This is a genomic window from Mucilaginibacter sp. GW821-FHT07G05, assembly GCF_059418565.1.
This window is the reverse complement of the sequence record NZ_JBWKQC010000004.1, coordinates 349,831-370,358: the sequence shown is the minus strand read 5'-3', so window position 1 is coordinate 370,358 and position 20,528 is coordinate 349,831. Positions and strand designations below refer to the sequence as shown.

The window sequence follows — 20,528 nt, the reverse complement described above, 5'->3', positions numbered from 1 at the left end:
ATAAGGTTATGTTGTAATGTAAACAGGAATGAGTAAAACCAAAGGCAAAACCCAGGCAATTTTATTGCACAATGTTATACTCTATCTTTTTTACTATATTACCATTGAGGTCTTTTATATAAGATAACCGCTGAAAGGGATCATACTCATAATATACCGTTTCGCCTTTGGCATCAGTAGCGCTTGTAATACCAACAAGCATATCGTAGGTAAAAGTACTCATAGATGCTTCAAGCGGATGGAGCTTTACTTCATCGGCATAACCGGTACCTGAAATATTTAATGATGTTGTACCTGTTACTGTACGTTCATAATAAGTCCAATCATTACGAGTAATCTTACTTACCGCCGAACCTACAGTACCACCGGTAACAGTTATGGTGGCGCCGCTTTTTAACCAATAACCCAATATGTAGCGGGTTGCGGCAGTAAGCAACGTTTTGGTTAATGCCCCGCCCGAAAGATTATAGGCATATTTACCAATAGGAGTAGTTGTAGCTACACGATTAGCCAGGTTATATGTCCAATTACCGGTTTCCACATCTTCAAACCCACTATAGGCAACATCATCATACTTAGCATTAATAACATTTGCTACCGGATATTTACGGTTGTAACCCCACAGGGTAGTTGTTTTGGCACCGCCCTGAATATTACTTTGCTCGGTATTACCCGCGGCATCAAACTTTTCAGATTGTTGTACCTGCTCATAGCGCGAATCGGTAAGTCCGCTGTAACTGCCGCTTGGCACCGGCTTACCCTGGGTGTTTAATTCATAGCTGGCAATAGGGTGAACAAAAGAATTAGCATCTGTTGCGTAGTTATTATATGAACTGCCTAATATATATTCGGTGTTGCTTGCATTTATCAGATATGTTTTTTCCACCGGTTCAGCAAACATCAGGTTACTCCACAACACCGATATACCGGCTGTAGTAGTTGATGGCGAATAGTCGAGCGGGTAAGTAGTTCGTTGTATATTCTCCTGCCCGGCACTGTTAAATGAATAAATATGTGTTGGTAATAAATGGCTGGTGTTGCCATACTGATAGCGTGTAGCACTTATCCTCATCGGCTGGGCGCTGGTACCATATAACTGATGTTCTACATTAAGCAGCTTATAACAATTTGAAAAGGAAGACATAGCCGTAACATCGCCATAGTACTTACCTGTATAATAAGTAGAATTGGTTTCTGTTTCTAATTGGCTGAAAAATGATTCATCCAATTGCACCGGCGCTGTCGCCATTGGCCCGCAGGATACGGTAACCCATTGTTCATTGTTCGCGTCATAATATTCCTGGCAGTACTGAAAGCCTGCATTAGCATCATAATATTGGTGCTTAACAAGGTTTAATCCTCCCAAATAAGAAAAGGTATTTCCAAATGGAGCGCTGAATGATTTATAAGTATATTTAGTTTCCTCAACCTTATCATAAAATACGGTAGAATCAGTTGTGCTGAGCTGCGCCACAAATTTAAGAATGCGGAATGGCTTATCATAAGTAGTATCCTGGCTAACACCCGGATTAGGGTAAGCTGTTTGGATGTCCATATACTCTTTACTACCATTATTACTCTGCAAATCATTACGTGCAGGGTTTCTATAAAAATAAGCCGTTCTTAATACTTTATTAGAATATCTTGTAGGGATAGTGTCTTCTACCTGGTATTCAGTAACTGAGCCATAAGTAGCATAACTACCATTAGAATAACTCATGTCATTTACCGGGTGCGACACCAATGCCATATCTTCAACATTAAGTTCACTAAGCGACCCGCTAAAAGAATAATTCACTTTAGTTTTCAGAACGTTTGCAGGGTAGTTAACCATACCATAGCCACTTTCTATATCAGGCGATTGATAATCATCGCCCATGCCATATTTGTAAATTTTTTTCAACAACGTTTTTCCGGTTGCAGGATTTTTATGTGTGATTGTTTTTATCCGGATACCACCACCTGTAAGTATTGAAGAGGAGATCCCCCCTGCTCCATAATTCCTGAAATGTCTAAATTTATGTGGCTCGTATTCATATTCTATGCGGGTACCTGTTGGAGTGGTAATACTTTTTAATGTGCCCTTGATAGCTTCCGAAAAAACGAACTCCCGATCGGCATAAGTAATGCGGTTGGGTTGATTAGGCCGAAACACATCTATACCTTCACGGCTTGTACAAGGGATATACGAGCTTGGCATATTATCCGCATTAAGGTTCCATATAGGGTATATATCTTTCGTTTGCAAACAAAGCATATTATCAGGATTCTCAATTAAGGTTTTATTACTTGTTTTGCCATTATAAAACCCCCAGCGATCTTGTGCGAACGGCTCCCGGAAACTATATTCAGATACCAAATATGAATACATTGATGGAGTAGCGGGTAAAGATCCGTTATATGCGAAAGACCAGCTATTTATAATTGTACCCGGCCCGCCATCCGAAACTACAACACTAGTCAGATAATGTGAATCAAGCATATCATATGTAAATTCAATATTTTTGATTGTAGTATATACACCCTCTTTTAACTTCTGTATGGTAATATTTGTCAATATATCTTCGCATTTGGCGTTAGGTCCGGTCGGGCCGCTACCATTTAGCGGAAAATAGCTAAATAATGCTCGTCCGCCAGGAAATGCAATATTGTTTAATCGTGTTGCGGTAACTATACTTTTCTCCATCTGTGTTATCACAGGCTCTTTTACACGAAACCGTGGCAAACCTACAAATGGAGAGGTTGAAACATTCACATCCCTCGACAGCGGAACCGATACGGAGTTGGTAAGCGTAGGATATGGTGTTTTAATAGTACGCTGTTCGTAATTAAATGTAACTACATCATTATTCCTTGTAGAAGATATTGTTGATAAATTCTGATCTCTATAATTGGGTATATTTTGCAGCCATTCATCAGTATATTGAAAGTCTGTTTTATTTCTGAATGAGCGTTTTCTGGTACGATACTCATTCCCTGGTTCAAATGTATACTTAAGTCCGTCGCCGGTTGTAAAGCCTCCTGGTATGGTAGTGAACAAAGGATTATAGGGAAATGTTAGCACTGTTGCACCATAAAAGCTCATATACTTTCCGCCGCCATTTGGTATCGTATAGCTATACGCATCCCATGCACCGTCTGCCTGGCCATCTATTGCCTTGTAAACAAAAGCCCGATGAGAGGTATTAGTTTCTACGTTCAAGCTTCCGCCTGCATCTAAGCCCTCCATTGGGTTTGTAATATTTCGCAGCCCTTTTGTAGGATCAGTATCCGGAAGGCCGTTTACAATTGTTGTTATCTTTCCTCCGGCACTTAATTCCCAACCCATGCCTACTACACTCCCTCGCTGTCCAGCTTTAAGCCCAAGCGCGCTATAGCTAATAGATATTGGCACGGTTATATCTCTTAGTTTAATTTCATACAATGGAATCCCTATTTTCACAGTGCCTCCATTATCTACAACATCCAAACTCGCCCCGTTAGAAAAATTACCCGGTTGCGGAGCTACACCCACTGTACTTGGCCCTCTTTTATTATAAACAGATTGCCCGAGGATTTTGCCTGAAAACAGCATCAATGACAATACGAATAGCAGAAAAAGTTTCTTAATTTTCATATTTTTTAATATAAAGCATGAAAGAGGTAGCCTTTAAGGCTTTTTAGTATAATTTATTATAAAAAATTATTAATGAGAGGAGATTATTCACCCGATAATACATACATCAAGATTTTGATATATGTAAAAACACACATCACTATCGACGCTTAATTTATCAAAGCTATATTTTTGAATGGGCTGGCTGGTAAGCCTATAATTATTAGATATCATTGCAATACAGGTATAGGTTGTAACTTTTCTTGTGATTTGGTGTACGAATATAAAAAGCTTTCTCAATTAAAAAAATAAAAAGTTTTTTTAATTGTACAATTGGCTGATTGATATAAAATGGCGGTATTTAAGAAAAATTCTTCAGCTTGATGTGGTTTATAATTACTCTTAATTTAAAATCGTTCTGTTGAAGAAATGTTGATGAAATAATCAAATAGCTGTTTATTTTTAATAGGATAAAAGTAACATATTACTCAATAAATAAAACTGTACCAAATATTTTGATGGCAGTGACATAAATTCCTCTGGCGGCTTTTGCATATATAAAAAACATTAAAACTCCAACAAGCAAGTTCGATTCCTATCCGGACTTATTATTTATACATGACGCGTGTACACTCTTTTCCCAACGGTAAAACAATAGGTAAAAATTATGTGTCAAGGAAGGCACCAGTCTTGCATAACATCGATAACTTGATCGAGGTGAATTAATCAACCTATTATCGCCTTAAACGAGGCTCGCTAACCCCGGATAAACTATTTAACCCATTTTTAAATGCGCGAGCGCAACGAAGTTGATCGAAAGCTGACTGATTGTCTGAAAACAGTTTTACTCAACGAAATCTTGCTGAAAGTTAAACTAAACGAGACAACTGATCGTCCCTTTACTTGGCAACTATGGACAGTAAGTTCAAGGTTTCCAGATATCAAGCATAGTGTATTTATAAGTCCCAAGGGTCTAAAAGTTGCTTACTCTGGTCTTCCGAAAAATTAAATGAAAGAATTTTTGGCCCCTCTGGGAATTCATTGCTGCGAACAATAAGTTCAATTTTCACCTCTGCTGGTTTTGAAAAAACTAAAGCAATTTGATCATTAAAGATATTGGTTTCTGGACCTTTTTGTTTTACACGAAGGGCTGTATGTGTGCCTTTTTTGGGCGTAATTTCATATATAGTATAGCCGGCATACTTTTTTAATTCCACATTCATATCTATGAACAAATGTGGCGGTAATACCCTGTCTGAGTATTGTGTGTAAGCGAACATGCTGTTAGATCGTTTATCTTCAGCTATTTTACGTTCGATGTGTTGTGTACAGTTAGCGCTTAGTCCTTTGCTATCATAAACTTTGGTCTCAACATCAAGATCAATAGATGCATTTGATAAATTTATAACATCAACTTGTAGATGTCTATATATTGTGCTTCTCAAATCCAACGAGTTAAATCCGCCAAGTGTTACTTCAAATTCTATCTCTTCGCTACGGTCTTTAATGGCAAAACGTTCAGAATATATTTTTTCAAAATCATCCTTATTTAGCTCCCGTATTGAAGTGCCTGTCCTTATAAACCCTGCACCTATTTGATCGTTGCGCTCTCAACAAATTTACTGCCTTAAATCGCATTATTTTCTCCGGGGTTTCTTCGGATCGATCCTAAGTCCGACTTAAGTGAATTCAGCAAATATGCGCTGATGAATGCCTTCGATATGAATGTCAGTCAGCTTGTTTTGATATATTATCCATAAAATAACAGATGTTCTATGCTCAAGTGTGTTCTTCAGTTGAGCATACCTCTTTGAGCTTTGGGTTTGCTCAGTGCTCAGGTAAGCACTCATCAACCATCATCATCTGATTTATTCTTTCTTGGAATGGAATAAGACTTCACTTATCCCAAATGGGACAAGTGGAATGAACTTTGATTCGCCTTGCCCGGTATAAAATCGTTTTCAAAAGAATTTTGAAACTGTCATCAAAGCTCAAAATGCCATGCTCAAACAAAGAATTTTACCCTTTTTGATGATGGGTAAAACTTGTCTTTTTAATCTTTTTACCCTATGATCAAATTCTCCTTTTTAATTGTTCGGTTGTTCGGTCGGCAGTTTTTGATGAAAGGATTTTTGGGGTTGAACAACCGTTTTTTAGCTTCAAAACAAGCCATTTAGCGTCATTAAGCATTATCAAAATTTTACCTATAGTTTTACCCATTACGCAAAAAACGCCGTTTTCGTGTATGAAAACAGCGTTCTTAGTGGTCCCGACGAGAATCGAACTCATATCTAGAGTTTAGGAAACTCCTATTCTATCCGTTGAACTACGGGACCATTTTGCTTTACGCAAATTTTTGATGTGCAAATGTGCAAATTATAGGCTGAATTATAAAATTGAATTTACATCTGCACGTTCGCGCACTTGCATGCTACCATATTAGCGCACTACCGATCCGTTGTGCATGTGATCTACCGGGGCTACAAAGCTTAGTTTGCCTTCGCCGTTCTCGGCCATCAGTATCATTCCTTGCGACAGGATACCTTTTATTTCCCTTGGCTCCAGGTTTACCAGTATGCTCACCTGCTGACCAATTATGGCTTCAGGCTCGTAATATTCGGCAATGCCCGATACTACGGTACGCTGATCAATCCCGGTATCGATAGTCAGCTTAAGCAGTTTCTTTGTTTTGGCAACTTTTTCGGCGGCCAGTATGGTACCTGTGCGTATATCTAAGCCGGTAAATTGCTCAAAGGTAATGTTCTCCTTTGCCGGGGCAACGGTAGCTTCTTCAACAGCGGCAACGGCTTGCTTTTTGGCTTGCAGCTTTTGCAACTGTTTTTCAATCACATCGTCCTCAATTTTCTCGAACAGTAATGCCGCCGGGTTAAGTTGATGTCCGTTTACAAATGCAACCTCTTCATCAAACGCTACAACATCAGCAGGCCAGTTCAGCATAGCTAATATCTTTTTAGCTGTAGTTGGCAAATACGGTTGCAAGCAGGCGGCTAAATGCCCAATCAGCACCAGTGAATTATGCAGGGCTTCCTTAGCATCATCCGGATTGGTCTTGATGGTTTTCCACGGCTCCTTTTCGGTAAGGTAACGGTTACCCAATCGGGCAATATCCATTACAGCCGCCAGTCCCTGCCTAAACTTGTAGGTTTCGAGGCTGCGCTCTAATTCATCATAATACCCGCCAATTTCGTTATGTAACTTATCGTCGGTAAGGGTAAGATGTGGCTTATCCGTTTCAATAACACCGCCATAAAATTTATGCATCAGTATCATCACGCGGTTCACGTAGTTGCCTAAAATGGCCACCAGCTCGTTGTTAACGCGTGCCTGGTAATCTTTCCAGGTGAACTCACTGTCGCTGGTTTCGGGCAGTATAGAGGTAAGTACGTAGCGCAATTCATCCTGTTTCCCCGGAAACTCTTCAAGGTATTCGTGCAGCCAAACGGCATGGTTACGTGAGGTTGATAGTTTATCTCCCTCTAAATTTAAAAACTCGTTTGCCGGTACGTTCTGCGGCAGCACATATTCGCCATGGGCATGCAATACCGATGGAAAAATAATGCAATGGAAAACGATATTATCCTTACCGATGAAGTGCAGCAGACAGGTATCATCCTCGGCATTGGCCTGTTTCTTCCAGTACAATTGCCAGTCTTTACCCTTATCAATTGCCCATTGTTTGGTGGCAGATATATAACCTATCGGCGCATCGAGCCATACGTACAGCTTCTTGCCCTTAGCTTCGGCCAATGGCACATCTATGCCCCAATCAAGGTCGCGTGTCATAGAGCGCGGCTGAAGGCCCGATTTCAGCCACGATTTACACTGGCCGAATACATTCACCTTCCAGCTTCCCTCCTTTTCGTCGATCCACTGCTCCAGCCACGGCTGATACTTATCTAATGGCAGGTACCAGTGTTTGGTTGGCTTCAATATGGGCGTTTTGCCGCTCAGAGTTGATACCGGGTTGATCAGATCCGTAGGACTCAACGAAGTTCCACATTTTTCGCACTGATCGCCGTAAGCGTTTTCGTTATGGCAATTAGGGCAGGTACCAATAATGTAGCGGTCGGCCAAAAACTGCTGATAATCTTCGTCGAAATATTGTTCCGAGTATTTCTCTACAAATTCACCTTTTTCATACAGGTTCAAAAAGAATTCCTGCGAAAGATCGTGATGTATGGCCGATGAAGTACGGTGATATATATCGAACGATATGCCGAATTGCTCAAAACTGTCTTTTATTTGGTTGTGGTATTTATCAATGATGGCCTGCGGCGTAGTGCCTTCTTTTTTCGCCTTTATAGTGATAGCGGCGCCGTGCTCGTCAGATCCGCAGATGTACACCACGTCTTTTTTCTTGAGGCGCAGGTAACGCACAAATATATCGGCCGGGATATAAGCGCCCGCCAAATGGCCAATATGAAGCGGCCCGTTAGCATACGGCAAAGCCGATGTAATAGTATATCTTTTAAAATTGTTAAGTTGTGACATTAATTTGCGGCGTTATTAATAATTTGCAAAGATAATTCAATATGAGCATAACTCCTCCATATCTTAAAAAAGGTGACAAGATAGCGATCACCTGCCCTGCAAAAAAGTTACCCATCCCCATGACGGATGCCATCAACCTGCTGCAATCATGGGGCTTAGAGGTAGTTTTGGGCGATACCGTTGAGGCCTCATTTCACCAGTTTGCGGGCGACGATAAACTGCGCGCGCAAGATTTGCAGCGCTTTGTTAACGACGACAGCGTTAAGGCCATTATAGCGGCCCGCGGAGGGTACGGCACCATCCGTATTATCGACGATATTAATTTTGATAACCTTATTGATAACCCGAAATGGATAGTAGGCTTTAGCGATATTACCATTTTGCACGCGCACCTGTACAGCAATTACCGGCTTAAAAGCATCCACGGGCAAATGCCCATCAATATACCCGACGCTTCTTCTGCCTCCATTATAACGCTCCATAAGGCTTTATTTGGCGAAGAGTTAAGCTACGAGTTCACCTCGCATGGCATCAACCGTAGCGGCAATGCCTCCGGCGAACTGATCGGCGGCAATTTGAGTTTGCTGGTAGCTATATTAAATTCCCCTTCCGATTTTGATTATAGTGGCAAAATCCTCTTTATTGAAGATGTAGGCGAATATTTTTACTCTGTCGACCGCCTCATCCGCGCGCTTAAACGTGCCGGTAAACTTAAAAGCCTGGCCGGGCTTATCGTAGGCGGCTTTACTGATATTAAGGATAATGATATCCCCTTTGGTTTTACCATAGCCGAAATTGTAATGGAGGTTGTAGCGGAATACAATTACCCTGTTTGTTTTGATTTTCCGGCGGGACACATCGCCAACAATTACAGCATTATATTAGGTGCCGAAGTAAACCTTTCGGTAGATGGCCAACAAGTTAGCGCCAAATACGTTAATAGGTAATTAGTCAACCTCTCATATTCATCCATCTTAAATAAAACAATTATGGCTTTATTAAGCGGCTTAGGCAATTACAAAAATTTCGGCTTATTGGTGCTTCGTGCAGGCTTGGGCGCACTCATGATCTACCATGGCTACCCTAAACTAATTGGCGGCCCCGAAATGTGGGCGCAGATAGGCACATCAACCAAATACATGGGCTTTAGCTTTTTACCGGTGGTATGGGGCTTATTGGCCGCTTTAACCGAAACAGTTGGCGGCTTGCTTTTCCTGATCGGTTTCGCGTTCAGGCCCGTATCTATTTTGCTGCTCATCAACATGATATTCGCCTCTGCAACCCACCTGGGCAAAGGTGATGGCTTGCAAGGCGCGGCACACGCTATTGAGCTGGCATTTGTATTTGCCGGTATGATATTTATTGGCCCGGGTAAGTATAGCGTTGACAAGCGATAGTTATTTATCACCTTTTAGTGTAAGCCCCAATAGGGAAAAGTTATTTTACAAAAAAAGCCGCCTCAAAATTGAGGCGGCTTTTCTATTTATACGATTGCCAATTATCTTGGGCTATCGTAAACTAATGTTTGCTCTGTTAAACGAGTACTTGCACCACTACCCCAATCAAATGCTAAGTGGAAGGTTTTGGTAGCCGGGTCGTAAGAGTTATCTTTTCCTGGCGTATTCTTCAACAAAGGATTAGCTGTTGATGTAACAGTCACCTTGTTAGTTACAGGGTCAACTGTTAAGTTCAAACCATCGATACCGGCAACACCGCTACCATCTTTCCAATAAGTAAGGAAAGAGTTATTGGTTGGGCTATTAGTGATCAGTTTAGTAATGATACCATCTTTGTAGGTACCACCTAAGCTAAGATCCGGGCCGCTTGCGCTATTCCTGGTAATTGTACCTGATACTTTGTAGTTACCGTCATAAGAGTTTTTAACGCTTATTTTAGTTAATACTGTACCATAGTTTCCGCTTACTGTAGCACCATCAGCAGCAGTAATGCTGATAGGTAATACATAAGGAGCGGTAAAATCAGTAACCAGGCTTGAGTTAAATTTAACGTGGATACGTACTTTTCTTTGACCTGCAGGCAAAACTACATCCGTAGGCAATGTATAGAAATTGCTCGGCATAATTACCAGGTTAACCGTTTGGCGGTCTCTGTCCAGTCTTTCCTTGATATATTGGGCAATAGCATCTGCTTTTATACCTATGGTCAACTTAACATCTTTTGATGGAGTAGTACCACCGGTATAGTTAATATCATACGCTACATCAATAGCTGTACCTACTTCATAAGCACGTGTATATAAAGCATACGTACTGCCTGAAGGAGAAGTCGGAAGTTCTATTTCCGAAGATGAGAACTCAACAACAGCAGGCGAATTGTTCGGCTGTAAATTGGATTTATCATCTTTTAGGCACGCTGTAAGACTTGTTACAGTTGCCGTAAATAAAATAATGTTAAAAAACTTTTTCATCTTTCCTATCAATTAAAAATTAATCTAAATCGTAAAACACACGAGATGTAAATGCATTTATATTTTGAGGCACATTAGCTGTATTCAATGCATACTCTGATGCCGGATAAAGAACCCTTACAGGTAATTTATCAACACGGGTTGACACAGATGTAACAGAGGCGAAATTATGGTATTTATCACCGCCTGAGTTGGTAACAGGGTAACCTGTTCTTCTGTAGTCAGACCAACCTTCGTTGCTGTGAATATAATTCAAAGCTATCCATTTTTGAGTGATAATTGCTTCCAGTTTTTGAGCTGTAGTACCTGCAGCCGTAAAATCAACAAGTGGATTACCTTCATTTTGATCAATGTAGTATTGGAAATCCGAATCAGCGTCAGTACCCGGTACACGGAATGAGCTGATTTGCTCGTTTTGTTGTGTATACAAGTAACGTTGTGATGCCTGGATACCAAGATTGTAAAGATTCTCAACATTACCCGGGATTATACCGAACAATGCGGCTTCTGCCTCAAGGAAGTATGCTTCAGCACCTGTTTCTAATGGTTGCGCCATAGTTGGGCCTTTTAAAGTGCCTAAACCATCACCTGCTGTACCTGAACCGCTACCAGTAAACCACTGACCGCCAGTTGTGCTTGCTTTTGGCACGAATGCATCAGTAACACCCAGTTGGCTGGCTACAGTATAGCTTTTGTATACTACAAAAGGATCGTGGTTACCCTGGCCCCTTACGTCGTCGCCAATTTTGGCACCGTCGTAAAAACCTACTGCAAACCAGGTTGGGATAGTAGTAAGCTGTGAGTTACCACCGGTAGCATTAAATGCGTATGCATTCCATGATGGGTTTTGTTTACCATCTTGCGCCGCGTAACCCGGTTGTACTTTTACATCATAATTAGCAAATGTAGCTGCTTGTATTTTAGCTTTTTCTGCGTTAAAGGTAGCAGCGAAAGAAGATACTAACCTTGTGCGTACAAGCATTTTTAATTTTAAAGTATTGGCAAACTCAGTCCATCTGCTGTCCGGATAACCACCAGAGCTGAAGAATTTAGTTGTACCGGCTTCATCATAACCGGCTGCTTCTACGATATCAATCCTTGAACTGTTTGCACTGGTAGATGTTTTAATAGTTGAGTTAGCATCATTTGCAATAGCTAAAGAAGCGATAGCTTCGTTAAGCTCAGTAAATAAACCACGATAAACATCCTCAGCTTTATCATATTTAGGGCTTAAATTAGCTAAGCCTTTTAAAGCATCGGTATAAGGCACATCATTGTATACATCAATTAAACGCAGGTAGCAATAAGCTTTCATAATCTTAGCTATAGCGTTGTAGTTTTTGTACGGGCCTGTTGTTTCAGTTTTGTTAATAATAGTTTGGTAATCGTTAAGGTTGTTGAAACTTGATGACCATAAACCGGTATTATCACTGGTTGCATAGTTATAAGTTAAAACAGAACCGAAACCACCGTAACCACCGGCACTTGTTTGGTAACCACCGGTCCATGCGCCGTAACTGTTAAATGTTACGTTGTTGGCTGCTGTTTGAGCTAAAGCTGCCGGTAAAATAAGATCGGGTGTAACATCAGTAGGCGCGTTCGGGTTAGTGTTAACGTCCAGATACTTATTACATGAGGTTGCCGCTATTAAAAGGCCCCCCAAAAGTATAGTACTTAATATTTTTATCCTTTTCATCGTTTTTCTTTTAAATATTATAAGGTTACAGATAGGGTTGCACCGAAGTAACGTGTTGGAGGAGTTTGGCTTAATGATTGGATACCAATAGCGTTTCCATCAGTAAAGTTGTACTCTGGGTCGGTGTACAAGTTAGATTTCGGAACCCATAAGAACAGGTTACGACCTTGTAAACTGATAGAAGCACCTTTAATGTATTTCTGGCCTGATAATAAAGATTTAGGCAAGTCATAAGATAAAGATACCTCACGCAATTTCCATGATGCACCACTGTAAATATAATTTGAAGCAATATTCAGGTTGTTATTAGCATCGGCAAAGAAACCGGCGCCACCATCAGCAACTGTAATGTTTGTATTTGCTACGTAGCTGTTTGTAGCATCATCAAAGTATGATGAGTTAGGGTATACGAAACGCTCACGGTTGTAGAATACAGTTCTCAAAGCAGAACCTGAGAAATCATAAGTACCTGCACCACTGTTATACACTACGAACCCACCACGATACTCAGCTAAAGCAAATAATCTTAAGCTTTTGTATTTAACCTCAAAGTTAAGACCTAAACGATGTTTAGGGTTGGTATTACCTAAAAGGGTTGGGTTTGAGTTAGCAATTGGGTAACCTGTAGTTTTGTCAATTACAACACGGCCTTGTGGGTCACGCAGATAATCAGTACCGCGTAATACAGGGTAAGGCAAACCGGTAATAGCATAAGCCTGCGCGCTTGCACCTGAGCTTAACGCCAGTTGGGTAAGGTCACTGCTTATTGATACTACTTTGTTATCGTTATAAGTGTAGTTACCACCTACTGTTAACTCCCAGCTGTTTGCTTTGTATGCAGTAACGCTTAACTGAGTTTCTATACCTTCGTTCTTCATGTTACCGGTGTTGGTTAAGAATGAAGTATAACCAGTAGCGTTAGATACGCCTGTAGGTACAGTTTGGTCGGTAGTATTAGTTCTGTAATAAGTTACACTTGAACTTATACGATCATTTAATAAACTGATATCAAAACCACCTTCGAAGCCTTTAGTGATCTCCGGACGTAAGCTTGGCGATACTAACTGACCGCTGATTCTGTAACCAGGACCGGTGCTGAAAGGATATCCTGCAGCCTGGCCGTAAGTAGGAAGGGTTGCATATGCACCGATATTAGCCTGACCAACTTTAGAAACCGAAGCACGGATCTTTAAGCTGTTGATAACTGAATTATCTTTCAAAGCTTCAAACGCTGAAGTTGGGATGAAAGCAGCACTTAATGAAGGGTAGAAGAAAGAACGGTTATCTTTCGCTAAAACTGAGGTCCAGTCGTTACGGGCAGTACCTTCTAAAGTTAAATAATCTTTATAAGTTAACCTTAAATCTCCGTATACACCTACTTGCCTTCTAACACCTGAGCTTTGACCGCCACCAACGTTTGGTGTGTAACGTTGCGCAACGTTAAACAAATCCTGAACAACAAGACCGTTTGCGTTTACTGTTTGCGCGTTATCATTGTTACCGCGTATTTGAGAGCCCGCTGTAAATGAAACGTTTATATCACCATATTTTTTAGCGAAAGTACCTTGCAACTCTGTTAATAACTGAGTAGTGTATGAACTTCCGTCTTCAACGCTACCAGCTTTGTTACTGCTACCGTTAAATTTACCGCTACCTAAAGTATATGGGGTAAACACGAATTTATTCGAGGTATTTTTGTAAGAAGTGTTATACGTTGACACACCCACACGACCGGTGAATGTTAATACATCAATCGGTTTCCATTTCAACTCTACCTTACCGATAAAGTAATCGTTTCTTACGTTAGAACGGTTATTTGCTGCCGCGTAGTAAGGGTTATCATAATAATCATTATAAAAACCATTAGGGTTAGCAAATTTATTGTTCTGCCAGTCTTTGTAATCAGTAATCCTGATGTTATCCGGCTGGTTAAGCAGGTTATCATAGATAGTACCAGTTGCCGATGTAACATCAAAACGATTTTGAACGTAGTTGGCGGTGTAATCTAAACTAACAGTATTAAGTACTTCGCGTGTACCGTTCAAACGTAATGAAACCCTGTTATACTTATCGCCCGGTGTAGTACCATTTTGTGTTACGTACTGACCTGACAAATAAACTGTTGATTTTTCATTACCTGTTTGCAAGCTGAAATCTGACTGGTTCATAACACCGGTTTTCCAGAAATCATTTTTTGAATCAGTTGCAGCATAAGGCAACAATTGCTGAGAACCATCTTCAAGCACACGACCTACAGGCCTGATCACGCCGTCAAATGCAGGACCGTATTGTTGATTCTCATAAGGGATGTACTCCTGAATACCAGAAGTTGAACCCGAACCAAACAGGTTTTGCACTTTAGGGAAAAAGCTAACCTGCTCTAAGCTGGTTGTATTTGAGAAACGAACCGAAGTTACACCGTTTTTACCTTTTTTGGTAGTGATCAATAACGCACCGTTTGATGCATCAGAACCATAAAGAGCAGCACCGGCAGCACCGTTCAATACCTGAATGTCGTCAACATCTTCAGGGTTTAAGTTTGAAAGCACAGCATTCGGTACAATAATGTTATCCAAAACAACCAGTGCCTGGTTATTACCAAGTAACGAACGGTTACCGCGTAATACCAAACGAACCTGAGGGTTAACACCGCTACTTACAACGTTTACCTGCAAACCGGCAACTTTACCAGATAATGCAGCGGCAACACTCGGGGTTTTACCCTGGGTGATAGCCTGGTTTTTTAATTGAGTTGTGGCATAACCTTGTGTACTCTTTTTAACCTGCAAACCAGCTGCAGCTACCACCACCTCGTTCAATTGCTGGGTGTTGGTTGTTAAAACTACCGATACATCACTACTTGTAGAGATATCACTCTCCGCAGTGTTAAAACCGATAAAAGAAATTTGAAGGGTTTTTGCTGAAGCAGGCACGCTCAGCGTAAATTTTCCGTTTGCTCCGGTTTGGGTACCCACATTAGTACCTTTTACCTTTACTGACACTCCCGGGACAGGTAAACCATCCTCTTTGGCCGTAACCGTACCCGTTACAGTACGATTTTGTGCGAATGTCTGAGTTACGCATAACATCAGAAAACACAAACTTACTAGTAGAAGTTTTTTCATTTCGTTAATAAATAAGATCAGTTAATAGTTAATTAAACATAAAAGTAATGTTACGCTGGCAAAAAGTCAAATAAAATCTGCAAAAACGTGCATTTTTTTTAAAAAAAAGCCCAAATAAAAAAAATATGATAATTCTTAGTACTATGTATTGCATAATACATTCTTAAACATATATCTTTGTATTATGATTGTAGAAAACACCCAAACCCAAATGCGGAAAGGTATACTGGAGTACTGTATACTTTCCATCATAGCTAAGGGCGAAACTTATGCATCTGATATTATTGCTGAGTTGAAAAAAGCCCAACTGCTTGTAGTTGAGGGTACTTTATACCCTTTACTTACCCGGTTAAAGAACAACGGACTGCTTACCTACAACTGGGTAGAGTCAACCTCGGGCCCGCCGCGAAAGTATTATGTGCTGGCTCCCGAAGGCAAAGCAGTGCTTGAACAACTGGATAAAACCTGGAAAGAATTGGAATATGCGGTACATACTGCCGTGGGCGACAGAAACAAATAACCACATCCTCAAAATTATTATCATGAATAAAACAATTATCATCAACATAAACGGCACCGTCTTTCATATCGAAGAGGATGCCTACGAAATACTTAAAGCATACATGACGGATGTAAAGCGTCATTTTATGCACTCGGCAGATAGCCTGGAGATAACTACCGACATTGAAAACCGCATTGCCGAAATGTTCAGCGAGATACTGGCCCGCGAAAGCAAGCCCGTTATTGTTGAGCAGGATGTAAAACTGGTGGTTGAACAAATGGGCACCGTGCAGGATTTTGAAACTGCCGAGGAGGATGAGCAGGCAGCAACCGGCCAAAACTATGCCTATAATAACTACACCGCACGCAAGCTCTTCCGCGACCCGGATGACCACTTAATTGCGGGTGTTTGCGCCGGAATCGCTAATTATTTCGATATACAATCGGTTTGGGTGCGCTTATTGTTCGCCATAGCCACACTTTTTGGCGGCGCGGGCTTTATTATATATGTGATTTTATGGATTGTGGTGCCAAAGGCGATTTCACGTGCCGACAGGATGGCCATGAAAGGCGAAAAACTCAATTTGCAAGGCTTTAAAAAGAATTTCGAGGAAGAAATGGGCTCTGTAAAAGAAAATTTAAAGAATTTCCAGCACGAGGCTCGTCCGTTCGTATATAAAACACGGGATTTTTTCAGCGATTTTTTTCAACACTTACGTGCCTTTTTTAGTGGCAGCGGCATGCTTTTGGCCAAAATTTTCGGTATGATCATTATCCTGAGCGCCCTTGCCGGCCTGGTTGGTTTGATTGTTTCGGTGATCGCGTTCCTGGTTTATGGCAACAGCGGCATATACAATCTGTTTCCGTTTAATATCGTAAATCACGAAGCCAATACAGCTTTCCTGGTATGCGGTTTCCTGATACTGGCAATGCCTTTATTAACCGTTACACTCCTTACCATATCAGCAGTATTTAAAAGCGACTCGTTTAACCGCACTACAGGCTACAGCTTTTTAATTATATGGATAGTATCGCTTTGTACTGTAATATACTATACGGCTAAAGCAACTGCCGATTTCCGCTCATCTGCAAGCTTCCGCAAAAACATTAATATAGTACCGTCAAAATCGGGCACTTATTATTTAAAGCTGAACGACATTAAATACCTGAGCGGCGAAGACAGCATCCGCTACAAGGTAAAAGAGCGCTTTAATGGCATGATCATTATCGACAGCGACGATAACGGCGACGATTTTGATTCACCGGGCAGCAATATCAGGATAGAAATAGAAAAAAGCGATGTTGACAGGCCTATACTGGTAGAATCATTCAGCGCCCGTGGCCGCGATTATGAAGAAGCTTTACTAAATGCACGTAATGTAACCTATCAGTTCACCCAGCAAGATTCGGTGTTGAAGTTTTCATCACGCCTGGAAAAACCGACAGACAGGTTATGGCGCAACCAACGTGTGCGTTTAACGCTAAGGGTGCCGATGAATACTAAACTGGTTATAGATACCGATCTCAGCCGCTACCTTGACGATGTAGGAATTTATGATTGCAACACAGTGAACAAACAAGACGATGCTCCTGCCGCAACCTTTATCATGACGGCCGATGGTATACAATGCAAAGTTGATACACTGGTACTGCCTAAAAGGGAAGCCGTAGCCGACACTATTATAAAAAGGGATACCATTGTTATTAAACACGACACTGTTATAACCAAAAGACCATGAACGCATTAATAAAATATATAAGCCTGCTGCTATTCAGCGGGCTTATTATACCTTTTTACTATTATCACACACCTGGCAAAAACGCGCCTGTATCAAAAAAGATAAAAGCCGCTGTGCAACGAACTAAAAACGCTGAAATAACGCCCGAAAAAAGCTTCTCGATAATAGAATTAGCAGCATCTACCCTTATCCCCTCATTAAAAATTTCAAAATAGATGTAACCAAAGGCAGTGTTTGTGCATCTTATATATAGATAACAAAACGTTTGCCCTTGCCTATCATTCTACCTTGAATACGGTTTGTAGCCGGCAAGCTTAAATTTCATACACTGATTTAAAAAACATGAAAATGCTTTTACAGGATACCTATTGCCCTAAAAACACCTTGCCCATACGCCTTACTATCAGTAAAGTTTGCTTTGCACTGCTTGTGTTTTTTGCCGGCATCACCAATATATACGCCCAACCTAACGCGGCAACACAAGGTAAAATATCAGGAAAGGTGCTTAACGAAACCGGAAAAGTTGTTGATTACGCTACCGTGAGCTTGCTAAAAGCCCAGGATTCGGCCGTGGTTAAGGGTACGCTAAGTAACGAGGCCGGTTTATACACGTTTGATAATGTAAAACCCGGCGACTATATTATTGTAGCAACCGTGGTGGGCTACAGCAAAACAGCCAGCAAGGCGTTTAGCATAAGCGCAGCGTCGCCAAACGTTACGGTACCGGCACTAAACATGCAATCAACCAGTCGCACGCTAAAGGCAGTAAACGTAACGGCCAGCAAGCCGCTTGTTGAACGCAAGCTCGACCGTACGGTAATGAATGTGGAGAACAGCGTACTGGCAGCAGGCAATAACGCGCTCGAAATTTTGGAACGTGCACCGGGTGTTTCTATAGATAAGGATGATAATATCAGCTTGCGTGGAAAACAGGGCGTAACCGTAATGATCAACGATAAACTTACCTACCTCTCGGCAAACCAGCTGGCAGCCTTGCTTAAATCAACTGATGGCTCTACCATACAATCCATCGAGATCATTACCAATCCATCATCAAAATATGATGCCGCCGGAAATTCGGGCATTATCAACATAAAACTTAAAAAGAATAAGCTATCAGGTTCAAACGGTAGCCTTACAGCCGGCGCAGGCATGGGTAAACATTTCAGGGATAATACCAGCCTCTCGCTTAATTATAAAAGCGGCGACTGGAACTTTTTTACCAACCTGAGCCGCGGCGATCAAACCCGCGAAAAACTGATGAATATAAAACGCGTGGTTACCAACTCGCAGGAACAAACCTTTTTCGACCAGGAAACTACCTTTTTAGAAAGCGTACACTATAATAACTACCGTTTTGGGGTCGACTATAATACATCGGCCAAAAACGTGTTGAGCTTTTTGGTAAACGGCGACTATACCAACGAGTACGGCGACAATATAAGCGCGGTAAAAATTGGCCACACTTTCGGCGGCAGCGATTCTACCCAAACTACCTCATCTAAGGTTGATCCTACTTACCGCAACATCGCCCTTAACCTGAACGATAAGTTTCAGATAGACACTTTAGGGCAGGAATTAACCTTTGATGTGGTATACTCAAAATTCAAGAACAATTCTTATGCTTTATACGACACCCGCTTTTTTGTACCCGGCAAACCCGATGGCTCGTTAGTTATCCGCAACCTATCGCCATCAACCATTACCATTAATACCCAAAAGGTTGATTATGTAAAGCCACTCACCAAAACCCTGAAACTGGAAACCGGCGCTAAATTCAGCGCGGTAAAAACCACCAACGATCTACAGGCAGAGATAAAACAAGGCGATACCTTTATAAATGATACCACACGGTCAAACCTGTTTGTTTACGACGAAAAGATTAAAGCCGGTTATATTAACCTGAGCCAGGAGTTTAAAAAGCTATCGATACAAGCCGGCTTACGTGCTGAGCACACGTCATCAACCGGCGATTTGGTTACCACCCACAATGTGGTAAAGCGTAGCTATCTTAACTTCTTCCCTACCTTATTTATCAATCAAAAATTATCTGAGAAAAATGAACTGGGCTTTAGCTATAGTCGCCGTATTGACAGGCCAAGCTATGACAACCTTAACCCGTTTGTTTATTATCTTGATCCGTACACCTATTCACAAGGTAACCCCTTCCTGAAACCGCAATACACCAACTCATTTGAATTAAACTATACTTATAACAAAACCATCAACGTAGGCATTGGCTATAGCCACACTACCGACGCTATTACTGAAATTATACTTACCGACACCATTAAAAAGGCAACGTTTCAAACCACATTGAACTTTAAAACGCAAGACTCATACTCATTGAATATAAGTTCGCCGTTCACTATTAATAAGTGGTGGAGCGGTGATGTTAACTTCAATGGCTTTTACAACACATTTAAAACCGACTCGGTTTTAGGCGGCAATGTAGATAAAGGACAAGCGGCCTTCCAGTTAAGGTTAACGCAAACATTCCTGTTCCTGAAAGGATTTAAGGGCGAGATCTTCGCGTTTTACCGTTCTAAACAGGTATTTGGCATTTATGATATAAAACCGCAGTATGCTATTGATGCCGGGATAAGCCGTTCATTCCTGGATAAAAAGCTGAATGTAAAAGCTGCCTTAACCGACATTTTCAACATCCGCCGTAACAATATTAACAGCAACTACCGCGCGGTAGATCTTGCCATAAGGCAGAATAATGATACCCGAGTAGGCCGAATAACAGTAACCTACAACTTTGGCAACAGCAAAATAAAACAAAGAAACCGCAGCACCGGCGCCGACGAAGAAAGCAGCAGGGTGAAATCGGGGAACTAATAATGAGGTTCGAGGTTTCGGGGTCGGGGTTCCGGAATCGGGCGTAGAATCAGTTTATTGATTATGGTGCATTTTCACCTATAATCCG

At 41.2% G+C, this 20,528-nt stretch carries 12 protein-coding genes and 1 tRNA gene; 6 read left to right on the top strand and 7 right to left on the bottom strand.

Annotated elements, in window-relative coordinates; translation table 11 throughout:
• Window positions 1–61: 61 nt before the first annotated feature.
• The 4 genes from AC07NA_RS12970 to metG all read right to left on the bottom strand — a co-directional run bounded on the left by AC07NA_RS12970 (window position 62) and on the right by metG (window position 8,107).
• Window positions 62–3,616 carry an RHS repeat domain-containing protein gene (locus AC07NA_RS12970; RefSeq protein WP_494897975.1) on the bottom strand — a complete coding sequence of 1,185 codons (3,555 nt, stop codon included), beginning with the start codon at window positions 3,614–3,616 and terminating at the stop codon, window positions 62–64.
• A gap of 935 nt (window positions 3,617–4,551) precedes the next feature.
• The gene (locus AC07NA_RS12965; RefSeq protein ID WP_494897974.1) at window positions 4,552–5,040 is read right to left on the bottom strand and encodes a hypothetical protein; all 489 of its coding nucleotides are present in this window, start codon (window positions 5,038–5,040) and stop codon (window positions 4,552–4,554) included.
• A gap of 819 nt (window positions 5,041–5,859) precedes the next feature.
• A tRNA-Arg gene (locus tag AC07NA_RS12960) sits at window positions 5,860–5,931 on the bottom strand.
• Between the two features lie 103 nt (window positions 5,932–6,034).
• Window positions 6,035–8,107, bottom strand: a complete 2,073-nt coding sequence (metG, locus tag AC07NA_RS12955) for a methionine--tRNA ligase (RefSeq protein ID WP_494897973.1) — start codon at window positions 8,105–8,107, stop codon at window positions 6,035–6,037.
• Window positions 8,108–8,148: 41 nt separating this feature from the next.
• Here metG and AC07NA_RS12950 point away from each other — a divergent pair, with 41 nt between their 5' ends.
• Together AC07NA_RS12950 and AC07NA_RS12945 are read left to right on the top strand one after the other, a co-directional pair.
• Entirely contained in the window at window positions 8,149–9,054 is a 906-nt protein-coding gene (locus AC07NA_RS12950; protein WP_494897972.1) for a S66 peptidase family protein, read from the top strand.
• A gap of 42 nt (window positions 9,055–9,096) precedes the next feature.
• Window positions 9,097–9,504, top strand: a complete 408-nt coding sequence (locus tag AC07NA_RS12945) for a DoxX family protein (RefSeq protein ID WP_494897971.1) — start codon at window positions 9,097–9,099, stop codon at window positions 9,502–9,504.
• Between the two features lie 101 nt (window positions 9,505–9,605).
• Here the strand turns inward: AC07NA_RS12945 and AC07NA_RS12940 are convergent, their stop codons facing one another.
• From AC07NA_RS12940 to AC07NA_RS12930, 3 genes are read right to left on the bottom strand one after another with little or no spacing between them, the layout of a single operon-like run.
• Complete coding sequence (locus AC07NA_RS12940) at window positions 9,606–10,535, bottom strand: DUF1735 domain-containing protein (protein ID WP_494897970.1); 930 nt, start codon at window positions 10,533–10,535, stop codon at window positions 9,606–9,608.
• A gap of 19 nt (window positions 10,536–10,554) precedes the next feature.
• Window positions 10,555–12,231 carry a SusD/RagB family nutrient-binding outer membrane lipoprotein gene (locus tag AC07NA_RS12935; protein WP_494897968.1) on the bottom strand — a complete coding sequence of 559 codons (1,677 nt, stop codon included), beginning with the start codon at window positions 12,229–12,231 and terminating at the stop codon, window positions 10,555–10,557.
• 17 nt (window positions 12,232–12,248) lie between these two features.
• On the bottom strand, window positions 12,249–15,356 hold the full coding sequence (locus AC07NA_RS12930; protein ID WP_494897967.1) for a SusC/RagA family TonB-linked outer membrane protein: 3,108 nt from the start codon (window positions 15,354–15,356) through the stop codon (window positions 12,249–12,251).
• 184 nt (window positions 15,357–15,540) lie between these two features.
• On the opposite strand from AC07NA_RS12930, the gene AC07NA_RS12925 reads away from it, so the two are divergent.
• The 4 genes from AC07NA_RS12925 (at window position 15,541) to AC07NA_RS12910 (ending at window position 20,440) form a co-directional block, all read left to right on the top strand.
• Entirely contained in the window at window positions 15,541–15,876 is a 336-nt protein-coding gene (locus tag AC07NA_RS12925) for a PadR family transcriptional regulator (RefSeq protein WP_345211502.1), read from the top strand.
• Between the two features lie 22 nt (window positions 15,877–15,898).
• Window positions 15,899–17,596 carry a PspC domain-containing protein gene (locus AC07NA_RS12920; RefSeq protein WP_494897966.1) on the top strand — a complete coding sequence of 566 codons (1,698 nt, stop codon included), beginning with the start codon at window positions 15,899–15,901 and terminating at the stop codon, window positions 17,594–17,596.
• A complete protein-coding gene (locus AC07NA_RS12915; RefSeq protein ID WP_494897965.1) occupies window positions 17,593–17,811 on the top strand; it encodes a hypothetical protein in 219 nt (72 codons plus the stop codon). The genes AC07NA_RS12920 and AC07NA_RS12915 overlap by 4 nt, the downstream gene beginning before the upstream one ends.
• Window positions 17,812–17,938: 127 nt before the next feature.
• The gene (locus AC07NA_RS12910) at window positions 17,939–20,440 is read left to right on the top strand and encodes an outer membrane beta-barrel protein (RefSeq protein ID WP_494897963.1); all 2,502 of its coding nucleotides are present in this window, start codon (window positions 17,939–17,941) and stop codon (window positions 20,438–20,440) included.
• Window positions 20,441–20,528 lie beyond the last annotated feature (88 nt).